The 14977-nt window shown below is 57.1% G+C and carries 15 protein-coding genes and 1 pseudogene; 14 read left to right on the top strand and 2 right to left on the bottom strand.

What is annotated here, in order from left to right; genetic code table 11:
• Positions 1-2 precede the first annotated feature (2 nt).
• From nasC to CHM34_RS11770, 4 genes are all read left to right on the top strand, one after another.
• Entirely contained in the window at positions 3-2192 is a 2190-nt protein-coding gene (gene nasC, locus CHM34_RS11785; protein ID WP_439116328.1) for an assimilatory nitrate reductase catalytic subunit NasC, read from the top strand.
• Positions 2189-4639: a nitrite reductase large subunit NirB gene (gene nirB, locus CHM34_RS11780; RefSeq protein WP_094264822.1), complete on the top strand. Its 2451-nt coding sequence runs from the start codon at positions 2189-2191 to the stop codon at positions 4637-4639. Before nasC ends, nirB begins: the two co-directional genes overlap by 4 nt.
• The gene (nirD, locus tag CHM34_RS11775; RefSeq protein WP_094264821.1) at positions 4636-4989 is read left to right on the top strand and encodes a nitrite reductase small subunit NirD; all 354 of its coding nucleotides are present in this window, start codon (positions 4636-4638) and stop codon (positions 4987-4989) included. The genes nirB and nirD overlap by 4 nt, the downstream gene beginning before the upstream one ends.
• Before the next feature lie 61 nt (positions 4990-5050).
• Complete coding sequence (locus CHM34_RS11770; RefSeq protein WP_169713710.1) at positions 5051-5809, top strand: sirohydrochlorin chelatase; 759 nt, start codon at positions 5051-5053, stop codon at positions 5807-5809.
• Between the two features lie 88 nt (positions 5810-5897).
• Here CHM34_RS11770 and CHM34_RS19000 read toward each other — a convergent pair.
• Positions 5898-6023, bottom strand: a pseudogene (locus CHM34_RS19000) (type I pantothenate kinase); the annotation flags it as partial.
• Between the two features lie 195 nt (positions 6024-6218).
• Positions 6219-6410, bottom strand: a complete 192-nt coding sequence (locus CHM34_RS11760) for a hypothetical protein (protein ID WP_094264818.1) — start codon at positions 6408-6410, stop codon at positions 6219-6221.
• Positions 6411-6701: 291 nt separating this feature from the next.
• Here CHM34_RS11760 and CHM34_RS11755 point away from each other — a divergent pair, with 291 nt between their 5' ends.
• The 10 genes from CHM34_RS11755 to CHM34_RS11710 all read left to right on the top strand — a co-directional run bounded on the left by CHM34_RS11755 (position 6702) and on the right by CHM34_RS11710 (position 14871).
• Positions 6702-7292, top strand: a complete 591-nt coding sequence (locus CHM34_RS11755; RefSeq protein WP_094264817.1) for a TetR/AcrR family transcriptional regulator — start codon at positions 6702-6704, stop codon at positions 7290-7292.
• Positions 7289-8230 (top strand): 1,2-phenylacetyl-CoA epoxidase subunit PaaA, encoded by a 942-nt coding sequence (gene paaA, locus CHM34_RS11750; RefSeq protein ID WP_094264816.1) that lies wholly within the window; start codon positions 7289-7291, stop codon positions 8228-8230. The genes CHM34_RS11755 and paaA overlap by 4 nt, the downstream gene beginning before the upstream one ends.
• 25 nt (positions 8231-8255) lie before the next feature.
• Positions 8256-8624 (top strand): phenylacetic acid degradation protein, encoded by a 369-nt coding sequence (locus CHM34_RS11745; RefSeq protein WP_240511993.1) that lies wholly within the window; start codon positions 8256-8258, stop codon positions 8622-8624.
• Between the two features lie 6 nt (positions 8625-8630).
• The gene (gene paaC, locus CHM34_RS11740) at positions 8631-9425 is read left to right on the top strand and encodes a 1,2-phenylacetyl-CoA epoxidase subunit PaaC (protein WP_094264814.1); all 795 of its coding nucleotides are present in this window, start codon (positions 8631-8633) and stop codon (positions 9423-9425) included.
• 14 nt (positions 9426-9439) lie between these two features.
• A complete protein-coding gene (gene paaD, locus CHM34_RS11735; protein WP_240511992.1) occupies positions 9440-9937 on the top strand; it encodes a 1,2-phenylacetyl-CoA epoxidase subunit PaaD in 498 nt (165 codons plus the stop codon).
• Between the two features lie 39 nt (positions 9938-9976).
• Positions 9977-11314 carry a phenylacetate--CoA ligase family protein gene (locus CHM34_RS11730; protein WP_094264812.1) on the top strand — a complete coding sequence of 446 codons (1338 nt, stop codon included), beginning with the start codon at positions 9977-9979 and terminating at the stop codon, positions 11312-11314.
• 20 nt (positions 11315-11334) lie between these two features.
• Positions 11335-11646: an EthD family reductase gene (locus CHM34_RS11725; protein ID WP_094264811.1), complete on the top strand. Its 312-nt coding sequence runs from the start codon at positions 11335-11337 to the stop codon at positions 11644-11646.
• Positions 11639-12508, top strand: coding sequence for a 3-hydroxyacyl-CoA dehydrogenase family protein (locus CHM34_RS11720; protein ID WP_276207701.1), 870 nt, complete (start codon positions 11639-11641; stop codon positions 12506-12508). Before CHM34_RS11725 ends, CHM34_RS11720 begins: the two co-directional genes overlap by 8 nt.
• On the top strand, positions 12498-13226 hold the full coding sequence (locus CHM34_RS11715) for a 3-hydroxyacyl-CoA dehydrogenase family protein (protein ID WP_141201698.1): 729 nt from the start codon (positions 12498-12500) through the stop codon (positions 13224-13226). The genes CHM34_RS11720 and CHM34_RS11715 overlap by 11 nt, the downstream gene beginning before the upstream one ends.
• Before the next feature lie 418 nt (positions 13227-13644).
• A complete protein-coding gene (locus tag CHM34_RS11710) occupies positions 13645-14871 on the top strand; it encodes a thiolase family protein (protein WP_094264809.1) in 1227 nt (408 codons plus the stop codon).
• The last annotated feature ends 106 nt before the right edge of the window (positions 14872-14977 follow it).

Here is a 14977-nt window from a genome sequence, read left to right as displayed (position 1 = left end):
TGGTGGGACGATTGGACGCATTTCTCAGGCAATTTCGGGAACAGGAGCAAAAGCTTACGGTTGAACGAAGGGAGAAAACGCAGTGTCCCTATTGCAGTATGCAGTGTACGATGTACCTTCACAAAAAGCATTCTCCATACTCTTCCCGCTATCAAGTGTCTCCCAACAGGGAGGATCCAGTGGTTCAAGGGCGGTTGTGCGTAAAGGGGATGCAAGCTCATGTTCACGCTTTAGACCGGAACCGGTTGAAGAGCCCTCTGTTGCGAAGAAACGGAAAATTGGAACCCGTCTCCTGGGAGGAGGCGATGGATTGGTTCCGGCGAAAGGTGACGGATACTCAGCGCCAGGCCGGGCGGGATGCCGTTGCGGTTTACGGCGGGGGATCCCTGACCAATGAAGAGGCGTATCTTCTCGGCAAATTTGCGAGGATCGGTTTGGGCACCTGCTATATCGATTACAACGGGCGCTTCTGTATGTCATCAGCGGCGACGGCGGCGAACCAGGCCTTCGGGGTGGACCGGGGTATGACAGCCCCGTTATCCGATATTCCCAGAGCTGGATGCATCATCGTGGCGGGTGCCAACATCGCCGAATGTCAGCCGACGATGATGCCTTATCTGCGGAGGGCAAAAGCGAACGGAGCGGTGCTGATTGTCATCGACCCCCGAAAGACACCGACCGCCAAATTGGCGGATATTCATCTGGCGGTTCGTCCGGGGGGTGACGTGGCGCTTGTAAACGGGATATTGAAGGTGATTGTGGAGGAGGGATATACGGATGAGGCGTTCCTCCGGAACCATACGACTGGCGGGGAAGCGTTGATGGATTATTTGCAGTCGGTCTCCATCGGTGAAGCAGCCCGGGAGTCCGGGGTGCCGGCAGAAGAGATTATTCGGACGGCGCGGGCTTACGGTGAAGCGGAGACGGGTTGGGTGTTGACGGCTCGGGGAGTGGAACAGCATGCCACCGGGGTCCAGAATGTCCGCAATTTTATCAATTTGATATTGCTGACAGGAAAAATCGGTGGTGTCGGGTCCGGTTACGGGGCCGTAACCGGTCAGGGAAATGGACAGGGCGGTCGGGAACACGGGCAAAAGGCGGATCAACTCCCGGGGTACCGGCGTATCGACGAACCGGAGCACCGACGGGCGGTGGCGGAAGTTTGGGGAGTGAAGGAGAGCGATCTTCCGGGGTCCGGGGTATCCGCCTTTGAGATGTTTTCATTGGCCTTGGAAAGGGCGATCCGAGGGATGGTGATTCTTTCTTCCAATCCTCTTGTCTCCAGCCCCGACGTCGGGTTTGTGGAGAAGGCGCTGAAGCAGTTGGATTTTTTGGTTGTGATTGATCTCTTTCTGTCGGAGACGGCCGAGATGGCCGATCTGGTCCTGCCCGGTTCCTCCTATTTGGAAGACGAAGGGACGATGACCAATCTGGAAGGAAGGGTGACTCTGCGCCGAGCGGTTAAAAAGCTGCCGGGTACAGCAAAGCCGGATTGGGTGATTCTCGGGGAGATGGCTCGCGTACTGGGGAAAGGGAAGTATTTTTCCTATTCTTCGCCAGAGAAGATTTTTGACGAACTTCGCTGTGCCAGTCGGGGAGGAATCGCCGATTATTCCGGTATCAGCTATGGGCGAATCGAGGAGGAGGGGGGTGTATTCTGGCCTTGTTCCCGGAAAGATACGCCGGGAGAAGCGCGACTCTTTACCGATCGCCGTTTCTTCCATTCCGACGGGCGGGCCCGGCTCACCCCCGTTCCTCATGTTTCCCTTCCCGAGCCGACAAACGATGAATACCCCCTGGTTCTGACTACCGGCCGATTGATGCCGCATTATCTCAGTGGAGCTCAGACCCGGCGAACGCCGGATCTGAATGGTAAAGCGCCGGAGCCGTTCCTGTACATGCACCCGGACAGGGCGAAACGGTGCGGCCTCGAGAATGGACAGGAGGCCCATATTGTATCCCGACGCGGAGAAATGGTGCTCAGGGTCAAACTGACATCCGGAATTCGGGAGGATACGGTGTTTGGACCGATGCACTGGGGCGGGGAACAGTGTATCAATCGCTTGACGCTTCCCGAGTTGGATCCGGATAGCCGGATGCCCTCTTTCAAGGCTTGTGCCGTCCGTGTCACACCGGTGAAGGTGAAGGGTATTCCGAAAATATCATCGATGCAAGGAGAGAGATCAGGGTGAAAAAGAAATTGGTTTTAGTTGGTAACGGAATGGCCGGAGTGAACGTCGTCGAACACGTGTTGAAACTGGCGAAGGATCAGTATGAGATCACGATCTTTGGACAGGAGCCTCATCCCAACTATAACCGGATTTTGTTGTCATCGGTGTTGGCCGGCGATACGGAAATGGAGGATATTATCCTCAACGATTGGGATTGGTACGAGAAAAACGGAATAACGCTTTATGCCGGGCATGAGGTCACCCGAGTCGACACGGAGAAGCGGAAAGTTTACACGGACAACGGTTTATCCGTTCCTTATGATCAGCTCCTCCTGGCAACCGGTTCCCACCCCCTCATGCTTCCGCTTCCGGGAAGGGAGAAAGACGGAGTGATCGCCTTTCGGGATATGAAAGATTGTGAGGCGATGGTGGAGGCTTCCCGGAAATATAAAAAAGCGGCTGTTATTGGCGGCGGTCTTCTGGGGCTGGAAGCGGCCAGGGGGCTGTTAAATCTGAACATGGATGTGAGCGTGATTCACCTTTTCGATCGGTTGATGGAGCGGCAACTGGACCGGGAGGCGGCCAAGATGCTCCAGGCGGAACTGGAACGGCAGGGGATGCGCTTTCTGATGGAAAAACAGACAGAAAAAATTCTCGGTGAAAAACGGGTGACGGGTCTCCAGTTTAAGGACGGGTCCACCATAGATGCGGATCTGGTGGTGATGGCTGTCGGGATCCGGCCCAACGTCCGCTTGGCTGCAGAGAGCGGATTCGAAGTGAACCGCGGGATCGTCGTCAACGATTTTATGGAAACGAGTACCCCGGATGTTTATGCCGTCGGTGAATGTGCCGAGCATCGGGAGACTGTGTATGGACTGGTTGCTCCCCACCGGGAACAAGGGGCGGTTTTGGCCAAACGTCTCTGCGGGCTGGATACGCCGCCCTATGAAGGTTCGGTGGTGTCCACCAAGCTGAAGGTGTCGGGAGTGGATGTGTTTTCTGCAGGGGAATTCAATGACCAGCCGGATACCCGGTCTCTCCGTATTCAGGATGAATGGAAAGGGATCTACAAAAAAGTTCTTTTGAGGGATGACCGCATCATCGGCGGTGTCTTGTTCGGGGATACGTCCGATTCCGCTTCACTTTTTCGCTGGATCCGGGATCGCCGGGAGATGACGGATGCGATCCACGCGGCCTTAGCGGTAACGGATTCCAGTGACAGCGGTATTTCACCGGTTCGAGAGATGGAGGATGCGGATCAGGTCTGTGATTGCAACGGAGTGTCCAAGGGTCAAATCCTCGAGGGAATTCGGGAAAAGGGATTGGCATCGGTGGCGGAAGTGAAGCGGTACACCAAGGCCGGTTCCTCCTGCGGCGGTTGCCAACCCCTGGTGGAGCAAATTTTGCAGCAGGAGCTGGGAGAGGAATATGATCGGGAGAACGCCTCTCGTACGCCGATTTGTTCCTGTACGGATCTGACCCGGGATGAGGTTGTGGAAGCTATCCGCCAAAAAAGACTGACCATGGTGAAAGAAACGATGAATGTATTGGACTGGAAAAATCCCGAGGGATGTCCTCGATGCCGTCCGGCCCTTAATTACTATCTGGGGATGGTATGGCCCCGGGAACACGAAGACGAACGGGAATCCCGCATTATCAACGAACAACGGCACGCTAACATTCAAAACGACGGTACCTACTCCGTGGTCCCCCGGATGTACGGGGGGGTCACCTCGCCGGAGGAGCTGCGAAGGATCGCCGATGTGGCGGAAAAGTACCGGGTGCGGATGGTGAAAGTGACCGGGGGTCAACGGTTGGATTTACTCGGCGTCCAAAAGGAAGACCTCCCAAAGATTTGGTCGGAGCTGGGGATGGCTTCGGGGCATGCTTACGCCAAAGCGATCCGCACCGTCAAAACCTGCGTCGGCGCCGACTTTTGCCGGTTCGGCACGCAAAATTCGATTCAGATGGGGATCGATATGGAGAAGAAATTTGAGGGGCTGGATACACCCCATAAGGTTAAGATGGCCGTCTCTGCCTGTCCCCGCAACTGTGCGGAATCCGGTATTAAGGATTTGGGCGTGGTCGGTGTGGAAGGCGGGTGGGAAATTTATATCGGAGGCAATGGCGGAGTGAATTTGCGGGGAGCGGACTTTTTGTGCAAAGTGCAAACATCAGAGGAAGTTATGGAGGTTACCGGCGCTTATCTGCAGTTTTACCGGGAAACCGCCGAATACTGGGAGCGTACCTCCGGCTGGATCGAGCGGATCGGGCTGGAGGCGATCAAGAAAGCCGTGGTGGAGGATCAAGAAAACTGCAAACAGTTACTAAGCCGGTTGGAACAAGTGTTGAGCTCAAGACGGGACCCCTGGAAAAAGGATGCCTCCGATTCCGCTATACGGCAAAGTTTATACGAGGAGAGCCGGGTTTCGGTCTCTGCAGAACATGGACGGGAGGGAGATATATGAGAGAGGTTACGATCGGAAAAGTGACGGAGATCCCCGAGCGTACAGGCCGGGTGGTTCATATCGGGAATTTGGAATTGGCGGTGTTCCGTTTATCTGGTGGAGAGATCCGGGCAGTGGAAAACAGGTGTCCCCATCGCGGCGGTCCTCTGGCCGAAGGTATGATCAGCGGGGGATACGTATATTGTCCCCTCCACGAGTGGAAGATTCGGTTGAAGGATGGAAAGGTGCAGGATCCCGATTCCGGATGTGTCCAAACCTATCCTGTCATTGTGGAGGGGGATGAGGTGAAGATCGGTTTGAGGGAGAATGAAGAATTCCGTCAACGGGAGGAAGAAACAGGATTGGTTTGAAGGGAGGGAGCGTGGTACATTGGAAAATAAGAGATTCAGCTGAAGCAAAGGAGACGGGATGATGACTTCGTCGCGGAATACAGGCGTATTGGTGATCGCACACGGTTCCCGCTCCGGGCGGTGGGTACGGGAGGTGGAGGAAGCGGTGGCACAGGCGGGGATTCACCTCCCGGTCGTCGTCGGATACTTGGAGATGGTGGAAGGCCGGAGTATCGCTGACGGGGTGCGTAAGCTGGAAAGGTGGGGAGTGAGACGGATCCTTGCAGTTCCTCTCTTCGTCTCCTCAGGCAGTACCCATTTGGAAGAGATTCGATATGCTTTGGGGATCAACCGGGGGCCCTGTGTGCCAACGGATCTGCAACCGATTCATCCCCGGGCGGAGGTTTTTTGGTGTCCCGCTATGGATACCCACTCCTGCATGGTAGATATCTTGACGGAGCGGGTTCGGTCCCTGTCCCGATGCCCGGAGCGTGAATCCCTGTTGCTGGTGGCTCACGGCAGCGACAAACCGGGGTTCCGGCAGAAGTGGGAAAAGGGACTGCAACGGTTGTCTGAAATCCTGAAGAATCGGTTTGCTTTTCCCGCCGTCGACTTTGCGATGCTTCAAGTCGGAGATGTGAGACAAAAGGCGGAACGATTAAAGGATTTCGATCCGGTACTCGCCTTGCCGATTTTTTTGAGTCCGGGTTACTTTACGGAGGAAGTGGTACCGAAAGCGTTGGAGGATATCCCTTGTTCCTACCTTGGAGAAACCTATCTTCCCCACCCGGCGGTCAGCCGGTGGATCGAGGAGACGGTGGATCGGTACGGGTCCCTTTGACTGGTTGACGTAGATGGAGAAGTCGGAGACGGAGGAGCGGGGAGTTGCGGAGAAGGCGGTTCTCCGGATGTCTGCAGGATATTTAAAATCCCTCGATGATCAGGATCTCCGGTTGGCGTACGACTTGAACCTCGTCTGGCAGAATGTCGTAGGCCAAATGGGAATAGACAGGGGCTTCCACTTCCGGAAGCCCCGCTTTGACGTTGGCTGAAAATGGTTCCTTCTTCGACAAAGGCAACGGGGCGGAGGCCCGGAGCTTTCTCCATTCTTCCCGGGCGAAGGATCGATAGGATGAAAAGCAGGTGTCAGTCGTCATCGATGGTTCTCCTATTGTGTTGGAATGCGTTCCTGGTCAGTCGGGATGGGGCTTTTTCTATACTGCTGATACGGCGAGACGGCATTAACACCCTCAGCCGTCTCCCCCTCCACCCCCGTCCCCGCCGCTGTCGGAACCGCTGTCCGGGGAAGAGGATCCGCCGCTGTATCCTCCGGAATACGGGGAGTGGTTGCCGGACCCTGATCCTTTTTTTGAAGCTTTCGGGAGAAGCAGAAGGATGATCACGGCCAAAACGAGTATCAGGCCGATGAGTGAAATGCCCATGGGTTTTGTCTCCTTTCACCCCTGGTTGTTTTGATCGGTTCTCCGTTCAATCGTAAGGGAAATCGAGGGAAACAGCAATGGAGGCTATAACATGGGCTTCAATCGAAGCCTCTAAAATAGTACTGTTGATAAGCCGGTAATTGGGTGCCGGAAGGGGGACGTGTTCTGGCTAAGCGACCTTTGCCATCCTACTTATCAGATCATTGACAACGTTTCGTATCTTCTTGTATCATAAAACCAAGCAAGCGCTTGTTTTTAATCTGCGGCAGTTGAGGAACGAGGCGATGAATCATGCCCAGAATCGGACGCAGAGAGCGGATTCTGGAGAAATCCAGCCAACTATTCAGCAAACAAGGATATCACGCCACAACGATCCGGGATATTTCGGAAGCCTGTGGAATGCTGTCCGGGAGCTTGTATGCTCATATTCAGTCCAAGGAAGATCTTCTGTTTGAAATCACGGATCGGGGAGCGGAGCTGTTTTTACAGTCTCTTCGCCCGATTGTGGACAGCCGGGCGGATCCTGTCGACAAACTGCGCCGGGCAATGATTGCTCATATTCGGGTGATTACGGACAATTTGGAAGCGGCGACGGTCTTTTTTCACGAATGGAAATCGCTTGCATCCGAACGCAGAAGAATCATTCAACAAAAGCGGGACCGATATGAAAGGATGTGGGCCCGCCTGCTTTCGGAAGGAGTGGAGAGCGGAGCGTTTCGGATTGTGGACGAAAAATTCGCCCGGTTATTGATTTTGTCCGCGGCCAATGGATTATACCAGTGGTATCGGCGGTCGGGGGATCTGACACCGGAGCAGGTGGCGGATCGATTCACGGAGATTTTATTGTCGGGATTGTCCGATGGGAAGGAGGAAAAGCGATGACTGAAGAGGAGCGCCAGGCTCGTTTCATGGAGAGGCTGGAGCGGGGAGAGAAAATTGAGGCGACGGACTGGATGCCCGACGAGTATCGGCGTCTGCTGCTCAAACTGATCCACATGCACGGCGTGAGTGAGATCATGGGCGCTTTTCCGGAGAAGGAATGGGTGCCCCGGGCGCCGACGCTGAAGCGGAAGCTGGCCATGATGGCCAAGGTGCAGGATGAGATGGGGCACGGTCAGCTTTTGTTGCGGGTGGCGGAGGATATCGCCGCTCCGTTGGGCAAGACCCGGGAGGATTTGGTGACGGATTTGATCGATGGCCGGGTGAAATTTCACAATGTTTTTCATATGGAAGCCCCGACATGGGCGGATGCCGGGGTGATCGGCTGGCTGGTGGACGGCGCGGCGATCATCAACCAGGCGGCCCTGCTTGAAACCTCCTACGGTCCCTACGCCCGGGTACTGAAGCGGATTTGTGCCGAAGAAAGCTTTCATATGCAACACGGGGAGAACATCATCCTGGCGCTGACCGGGGGGACGGATGAGCAACGCCGGATGCTGCAGGACGCTGTCAATCGTTGGTGGGAGTCCCTCCTTTTCTTCTTCGGCCCGGTGGAAGTGACGGAAGCAGCGCGAAAAATGATCCAGTACAAGATTCGCACCAAGACCAATGAAGAATTGCGGCAACAGTTTTTTAACAAATACGTTCCCCGCATCCGGTCCCTGGGGCTGACCATTCCTGATCCGGATCTGCGTTACGATGAAAAGGAAAAACGCTGGCGATTCACCCCGCCGGACTGGAAGCGATTCAGTGAGATCGTACGGTTCAACCGGGGGCCCAAGTCCCGGGACCGCATCCGTCTTCGCCGCTTTGCTCATGAAGAACAACGTTGGGTGCGGAAAGCGATGGTCCGGTCGGGAGCCGCCCAGTCTGTGGTATGACGGGTGTTACAGGGAGGGAATGGGAATGAACCATGGGGATAGCGGACGCATCCAGTACGATGTTTTTGAAGTCTTTGTCCAGAAGACTCAAGCGGACCCGCACGTCCATATGGGGAGCGTCGTCGCTCCTTCCCCGGATATGGCCTTACATACCGCCCGGGAAAATTTTCTGAGGCGGGAGAGCGGGGTCAATATCTGGGTCGTCCCCCGGCGGGAGGTGACGGCGACTCCCTACGACGACCCGGATTATTTCGCCCGGGAGATGGATCGGAAATACCGGGAAGTGTCGGGCTACTCGGAAAATGGGCGCCTGTGGAAAATGTACCGGGAGAAGGCGATGCATTTGGACGATATCGTCCGGGACTTGGAAGAGAAACCGTTACGGGACAGGTGAGCGCCGATGAGAGTGGAAAACGCTGAGCAGGCCGCCGCCCATCCGGCCTACCGGAAAGCGTTGGCGGATCTGCTGCTTCAACTAGCGGACGATGAGTTGTGTCTGGGACATCGGGATTCCGAATGGCTGGGTCTTGCCCCGGACATCGAGGAGGATGTCTCCTTCAGTTCCATCGCTCAGGACGAAGTGGGCCATGCCGTGTTCTTTTTGGAAAGGCTGCAGGAGCTGGGAGAAAGGGATCCCGACCTCTTGGCTTTCCAAAGGCCGCCTGATGAGCGCCGAAACGCGGTTCTGACGGAACGGCCCAACGGGGACTGGGCCGCTACCATCGCTCGTCATTTTTTGTATGATTGCTTTGATGCGGTTCGGTTGGAGGCGCTCCTCGATTCCGGCTACCGGCCTCTGGCCCGGGGAGTGGCCAAGATCCGCCGGGAAGAGCATTATCATGGGATGCACCTTTCTTTGTGGTTCACTCGGCTGGGTGCAGCGGGAGGCGAGGCCAGGCAACGGATCACTGCCGGTGTCGAATCCCTGTGGCCGGATGTGGCGGGACTTTTCTCTCTGGGCGCTTATGAAGCGGAGCTGATCCGATACGGGGTGATTGCCTGCGATTCCGCCGAAATGCACCGCCGTTGGGAGGAACGGGTGCGCCCCGCCTTTGAAGAAGCGGGACTGGTCTGGCCGGGGGAACTTCCTCTGCCGGAGCGGGACGGGCGCCGGGGAGAGCACACCCTCGATCTTCAGGAGTTGATCGAAACGATGGGACAAGTGCATCACCTCGATCCGGCGGCTCAGTGGTAAAAGGGGGGAGAATGGTGGCTGAGACGGTGACGGATACCGACCACATCCCCGATGATTTGCGAAGAGCCCTTCAGGAAGTGAAGGACCCGGAGATTCCTGCGATCAGTGTTTTGGAGCTGGGGATCATCAACCGGGTGGAATCGGAGAAAGGGAGGGTCCGAGTGGAGATCACCCCCACCTTTGTCGGTTGCCCGGCCCTGGACCTGATTGGAGAGGCGGTGAAAAAGCGTTTGTGCCGGGTGGACGGGGTGAAGGAAGTGGAAGTCTCCTTTGTCATGGATCCGCCTTGGACCAGTGACCGGATGACTCCGGAGGGGCGGCGCAAGCTGAAAGAGTTCGGGATTGCGCCTCCGGTGGAAGAAGGGGCCGGCTTCGGTGTCCATGTGCCGGAATGTCCCTATTGCGGTGCCGAAGAGGGGGAAGTACACAACTTGTTCGGTCCGACGGCTTGCCGTTCTATCTTTTATTGTAAGCGCTGTCACCAGCCCTTTGAGGGGATGAAGCCGGTTTGACAAAAAGACGGAGCGTCCGGGAAAGGGGAGGAATCCTTCTTGTTTCAGAGGGAACTGGAAACATTGGCCCGGGAAGAGTTGAAGCGCCTACAGGGGGTGCGCCTGGCGGAGACGGTAGAACGGGTTTATCGCCGGGTTCCTTTTTACCGCCGGCGGCTGGAGGAGTCGGGGATCCAGCCGAACCGGATCCGGAGTGTGGAGGATGTGAAACGTCTTCCTTTTACTCGAAAGGGAGATTTGTGGGAAAATTATCCCTTCGGCCTGTTTGCGGTGAATCGGGAGGAAGTAGTTCGTATTCACGGATCTTCAGGAACCAAAGGGAAGCCGACGGTGGTCGGGTATACGAAAAGGGACATCGATCATTGGGCCGATCTTTGTGCCCGGGCGATCGCCACCGCCGGAGGACGGCCGGGGGACCTTTTTCACAATGCTTATGGTTATGGCCTCTTTACCGGGGGACTGGGGATGCATTACGGCGGGGAGCGTCTGGGGATGACCACTGTTCCCGTCTCCGGTGGCAACCGCTCCCGACAGGTCGCGTTGATCCGGGATTTTCACCCTCGGGGCATCGCTGGAACCCCTTCCTTTATCCTCAGTTTGGGGGAGACGTTCGCGGCGGCGGGGGAAAACCCCCGGGACACCCGGCTGGAATACGGTATTTTCGGTGCGGAGCCCTGGTCTGAAGGGATGCGGGAGACCCTGGAGGACACCTGGGGGATCGATGCAGTAGATATTTACGGTTTGTCTGAGGTCATCGGTCCGGGGGTTGCCATTGAATGCCGGGAGGCAAAGGATGGTCTACACATCGCCGAAGATCACTTTCTGGCGGAGGTGATTGATCCCGATACAGGGGAGAATTTGCCGGACGGGGAGTTTGGGGAATTGGTCTTCACCTCCCTGACCAAGGAGGCGTTTCCCGTCCTGCGCTACCGTACCGGGGATATTGCGGCTCTGAACCGGGAGTGTTGCCGCTGTGGGCGGACCCATGCCCGAATGTCCCGGATCAAGGGGCGCCTCGACGATATGCTGATCATCCGGGGAGTCAATGTATTTCCGTCGGAGCTGGAATCTGTGATGCTGGGAGTGGAAGAGGCGGCTCCCCATTATCGGTTGGTGGTGACCCGGCAGGGGCACCTGGATCGGCTCACCGTCGAGGTGGAGGCGGCGGAAGCCCTTGTACGGCGTCTCGGAGGCACCTTCGATCCCGGTGATCCCCGGTGCGGTGAGGTTTGTAATCGGTTGCGGGTTTTGTTGAAAGAGGCCCTCGGCGTGAATGCCGAAGTGATTCTGCGGGCCCCGGAGAGTCTTCCGCGCAGTGAAGGAAAAGCGGTTCGGGTGCTCGATCGCCGGAAGTCGGATGCAAGTCCTTTATTTTAAAGAGAAAAGGGGAATCAGGCATGGTCAAATTGATCGCTCTGTATCAACATCCCGACAACAAGGAATCCTTCGACGACCACTATCAAAAGGTTCACACTCCATTGGTGAAAAAGATGCCGGGGTTAAAGAGGCTGGAAGTGACGAAAATGCAGGGAGCTCCTATGGGCGGGGAAGCCAAGTACTATCTGGAGGCGGCGATGTACTTTGACAGTCGGGAAGCGCTGGATGCGGCGATGAACTCTCCCGAAGGAAAAGCGACTGCCAAGGATCTGATGGGTTTTGCCGGTTCCCTGGTTACGATGATGATCGGTGAAGTGACCTGCAGTGAATAAGCCTCGCCATCAACAGGAAGCGGCGGCAGTGATCGGTGCCGGGACCATGGGCGGCGGGGTCGCTGAAGTGTTGGCCGCTTCCGGCTGTGAAGTCATTTTGTATGATGTGACCCGGGAGGCACTGGATGAGGGAGTCCAGCGCATACAACGGCGGTTGGGGCGGCAGATGAAAAAAGGGCGGATCGAGGAAGCGGAGGCAGAGGAAATCCAATTCAGGATTCGACCGACGGTCCGGCTGGAAGAAGTTGCTCCCGCCCGGTGGGTGATCGAAGCGGTGGTGGAAAAGTTGGATGTGAAGCGGGAACTCTTCACACGACTGGAGGAAGTCGTGGACGGTGAATCCGTATTGGCTACCAATACCTCTTCCCTCTCTGTCACTGCCATTGCCGCGGCGGTGAAACACCCGGAGCGGGTATTGGGTCTTCACTTTTTCAATCCGGCCCCGGTGATGCCGCTGGTGGAAGTCGTCTCGGGGCGAATGACTCACGCCGATACCATGGACCGGGCGGTATCCTTTATCGCCGCTTTAGGGAAGGAGCCTGTCCGGGTGAAGGATACACCCGGTTTTCTCGTCAACCGGATCGCCCGCCCGTTCCACAGTGAAGCGTATCGTATGGTAGGGGACGGGGTGGCGGACAAGGAGCAGCTAGACCGGATTCTGCGCTCCGCCGGGTTTAAGATGGGCCCCTTTGAATTGCAGGACTTGATCGGGATCGATATCAATTATGCCGCTTCCACCTCGGTGTATGACGGATTTTTCCAGGAACCCCGCTTCCGCCCTCATCCGGACCAGCGGCAGATGGTGGAGAGCGGCGCTTTGGGACGCAAAGCGGGAAGGGGGCATTACCGACATGGCGGATAAGGTGTTGTTGGTCGGAGATGGCCCCTTGGCGGAAGAAACGGCGGCCTTTTTCCGGGAGAAGAAGGTGGAGGTATGGTCGCTGGAACAGGCCCGAGAGAAGGCGGTCCCGGATATCGCCGCAGTCATCGATGGAGTGAGCGGCCCCGCCGACTGGAAGAAAGAAGGGCTTCGGCAGGCGGAAGCCCTGGTTTTCGAACAGGTCCCCATCTTTACTTCGGCTTTGTATACTTGCGCCGCGCAGGCCGCTTCCTGGTTGAATCATCCTCAGCGGGTGGCCGGTTTTTCTCCGCTCTGTCTCCGGGAGATGAAAACGGTGGAGATCAGCCGGCCGTTGCAGGCGGAGGAGGATTCCGGGTGGACTGCCCGCCTCGCCTGTTGGGAACGCTGGGGCAAGTCGGTGGAGGTGGTCGGAGACGAGCCCGGTCTCGTCTTTCCCCGTACACTGGCCTTGATGGTGAACGAGAGTGCCTATGTATTGACGGAGAAGGCGGCATCGGCGAAGGATATCGACACAGCGATGAAAAAGGGGACGAATCATCCCCGCGGTCCCCTGGAATGGGCGGACCGGATCGGGGTGGACCAGGTGGGATGGATTCTGAAGGGTTTATTTGAAGAGTTGGGTGAGGACCGCTACCGACCGGCTCCTCTCATTCGGAAAATGATTTATGCCAACCGGCTGGGCCGATCGACAGGACGGGGGTTTCATCGATACCGGTGACAGGCTCGATCCGCCGGAGTGATCGAGTCTGGATCAGAACGATTTATGATCCAATCATCCGGTTTCAAAAAGGGGGTGACGTGTTCTCTGTAGCGTGACCGGGGAGCGAAGCGACTCTAGTGCCTCATCTGGGAATCAAGTTGGGAGGGTGGTGGGCCGGCGTAGATCCTTTGCACTCAGGAGAGCACAAGTCTCGCCAAGGTCGCTCCGCTTCCCGGTCTCACTATGCGTTTTTTGCAAGAGATCGGAGACGGCCTGCCAGCCCGATCGCCTCCAGCAAGGATAAAATAGATTAAAGTTGCCTGAAGAGGCACTAGGCGCGACTTGTGCCCTTTGGGTGTAACGGGAGTGTGGTAGAACACAACCCCCTATGCCTGAATCCGAGTGAATTTGGATTCCATCAAAAGGAGGAGGTACCGTGCGGGAAGCGGTCATCGTCGATGCCCTCCGCTCCCCCTTCGGCCGGTACCGGGGAAGCCTGAGCGGTCTTCGGCCCGACGATTTGGGGGCTGCCGTGATTCAGGCGCTGCTGGAGCGCCATCCGCGGCTGGATTCCGGTGAGGTCGAGGATGTGATCTTCGGGAATGCCAACCAAGCCGGGGAAGATAACCGAAATGTAGCCCGGATGTCCGCCCTGTTGGCGGGACTGCCGGAACAGGTGGCGGGGACGACCGTCAACCGGCTGTGCGGATCCGGATTGGAAGCGGTGAACCAGGCCACGGCGGCGCTGATGATGGGAAGCGGAGACGTTTTTATCGCTGGAGGGGTGGAAAGCATGTCCCGGGCGCCTCTGGTTTTGTTAAAGCCGGAGGAGGGCTTGCCCCCGGGAAACCGGGAACTGGTGGATACCACACTGGGTTGGCGCTTTGTCAATCCCAAGCTGGCTGAAAAACATCCGCCGATCCCGATGGGGGAGACGGCGGAAAATGTGGCTGAAAGATACGGGGTGACCCGGGAAGAACAGGATGCCTTCGCTGTCGAGAGTCAGCGCCGTGCCGCCCGGGCTTGGGAGGAAGGCAGGTTCGGCGACGAGGTGGTTTCCGTCACCGTTCCCCAAAAGCGGGGGGAGGATCGGGTGGTGGAGAGGGATGAGCATTATCGTCCCGGAACGACCCTGGAAAAATTGAGTCAACTGAAACCCGCCTTCCGCGAGGGAGGCACGGTGACTCCCGGCAACGCTTCCGGAATCAACGACGGTGCCGCCGCTCTGTTGTTGATGGAACGGAAGCGGGCGAAAGATCTGGGTTTTTCGCCGATGGCCTCGGTTCGCGCCTTTGCCGTGGCCGGTTGCGACCCGAGCTATATGGGGCTCGGTCCGATCTACGCCACCCGTAAACTGTTGCAACGGACCGGGCTGACCGTCGATGCCATCGATTTGGTGGAACTGAATGAAGCATTTGCCGCTCAGGCAATCCCCTGTATCCGGGAGTTGGGTTTGGATTCCGCCAAGGTGAATGTCAACGGTGGTGCCATCGCACTGGGCCACCCTCTGGGGGCCAGCGGAGCCCGCTTGATGACGACACTCGTACATGAGTTGAAACGGCGAAACGGCCGGTTCGGTCTGGCGACGATGTGTATCGGAGTGGGGCAGGGGATCGCCACCCTGGTGGAAAATACAGAGGGATCCTCCGACGGTACAGAATGACCCCCCCTAGAAGCGTTGTGACAAAGCTCCTGTTCGGGAGGGTGGGGTTTCACACGGAGTACCTTTGGCTCGTCAGAACAACGAAACGGAGTGTGGAACCCCACCC

Origin of the sequence: Paludifilum halophilum (genome assembly GCF_002245355.1) — a bacterium.
Taxonomy (GTDB): Bacteria; Bacillota; Bacilli; order Thermoactinomycetales; family DSM-45169; genus Paludifilum; species Paludifilum halophilum.
Note: the sequence above shows the minus strand (reverse complement) of the source record. Positions and strands in the feature narration are given on the sequence as shown.

What these genes read in the sequence shown, in the direction of transcription:
- CHM34_RS11770 (WP_169713710.1), top strand. Translation starts at nt 5,051, where the DNA reads ATGACTTCGTCGCGGAATACAGGCGTATTGGTGATCGCACACGGTTCC.
- CHM34_RS11745 (WP_240511993.1), top strand. Translation starts at nt 8,256, where the DNA reads ATGAACCATGGGGATAGCGGACGCATCCAGTACGATGTTTTTGAAGTC.
- paaA (WP_094264816.1), top strand. Translation starts at nt 7,289, where the DNA reads ATGACTGAAGAGGAGCGCCAGGCTCGTTTCATGGAGAGGCTGGAGCGG.
- paaC (WP_094264814.1), top strand. Translation starts at nt 8,631, where the DNA reads ATGAGAGTGGAAAACGCTGAGCAGGCCGCCGCCCATCCGGCCTACCGG.
- CHM34_RS11760 (WP_094264818.1), bottom strand. Translation starts at nt 6,410, where the DNA reads ATGGGCATTTCACTCATCGGCCTGATACTCGTTTTGGCCGTGATCATC.
- nirD (WP_094264821.1), top strand. Translation starts at nt 4,636, where the DNA reads ATGAGAGAGGTTACGATCGGAAAAGTGACGGAGATCCCCGAGCGTACA.
- CHM34_RS11725 (WP_094264811.1), top strand. Translation starts at nt 11,335, where the DNA reads ATGGTCAAATTGATCGCTCTGTATCAACATCCCGACAACAAGGAATCC.
- CHM34_RS11715 (WP_141201698.1), top strand. Translation starts at nt 12,498, where the DNA reads ATGGCGGATAAGGTGTTGTTGGTCGGAGATGGCCCCTTGGCGGAAGAA.
- CHM34_RS11755 (WP_094264817.1), top strand. Translation starts at nt 6,702, where the DNA reads ATGCCCAGAATCGGACGCAGAGAGCGGATTCTGGAGAAATCCAGCCAA.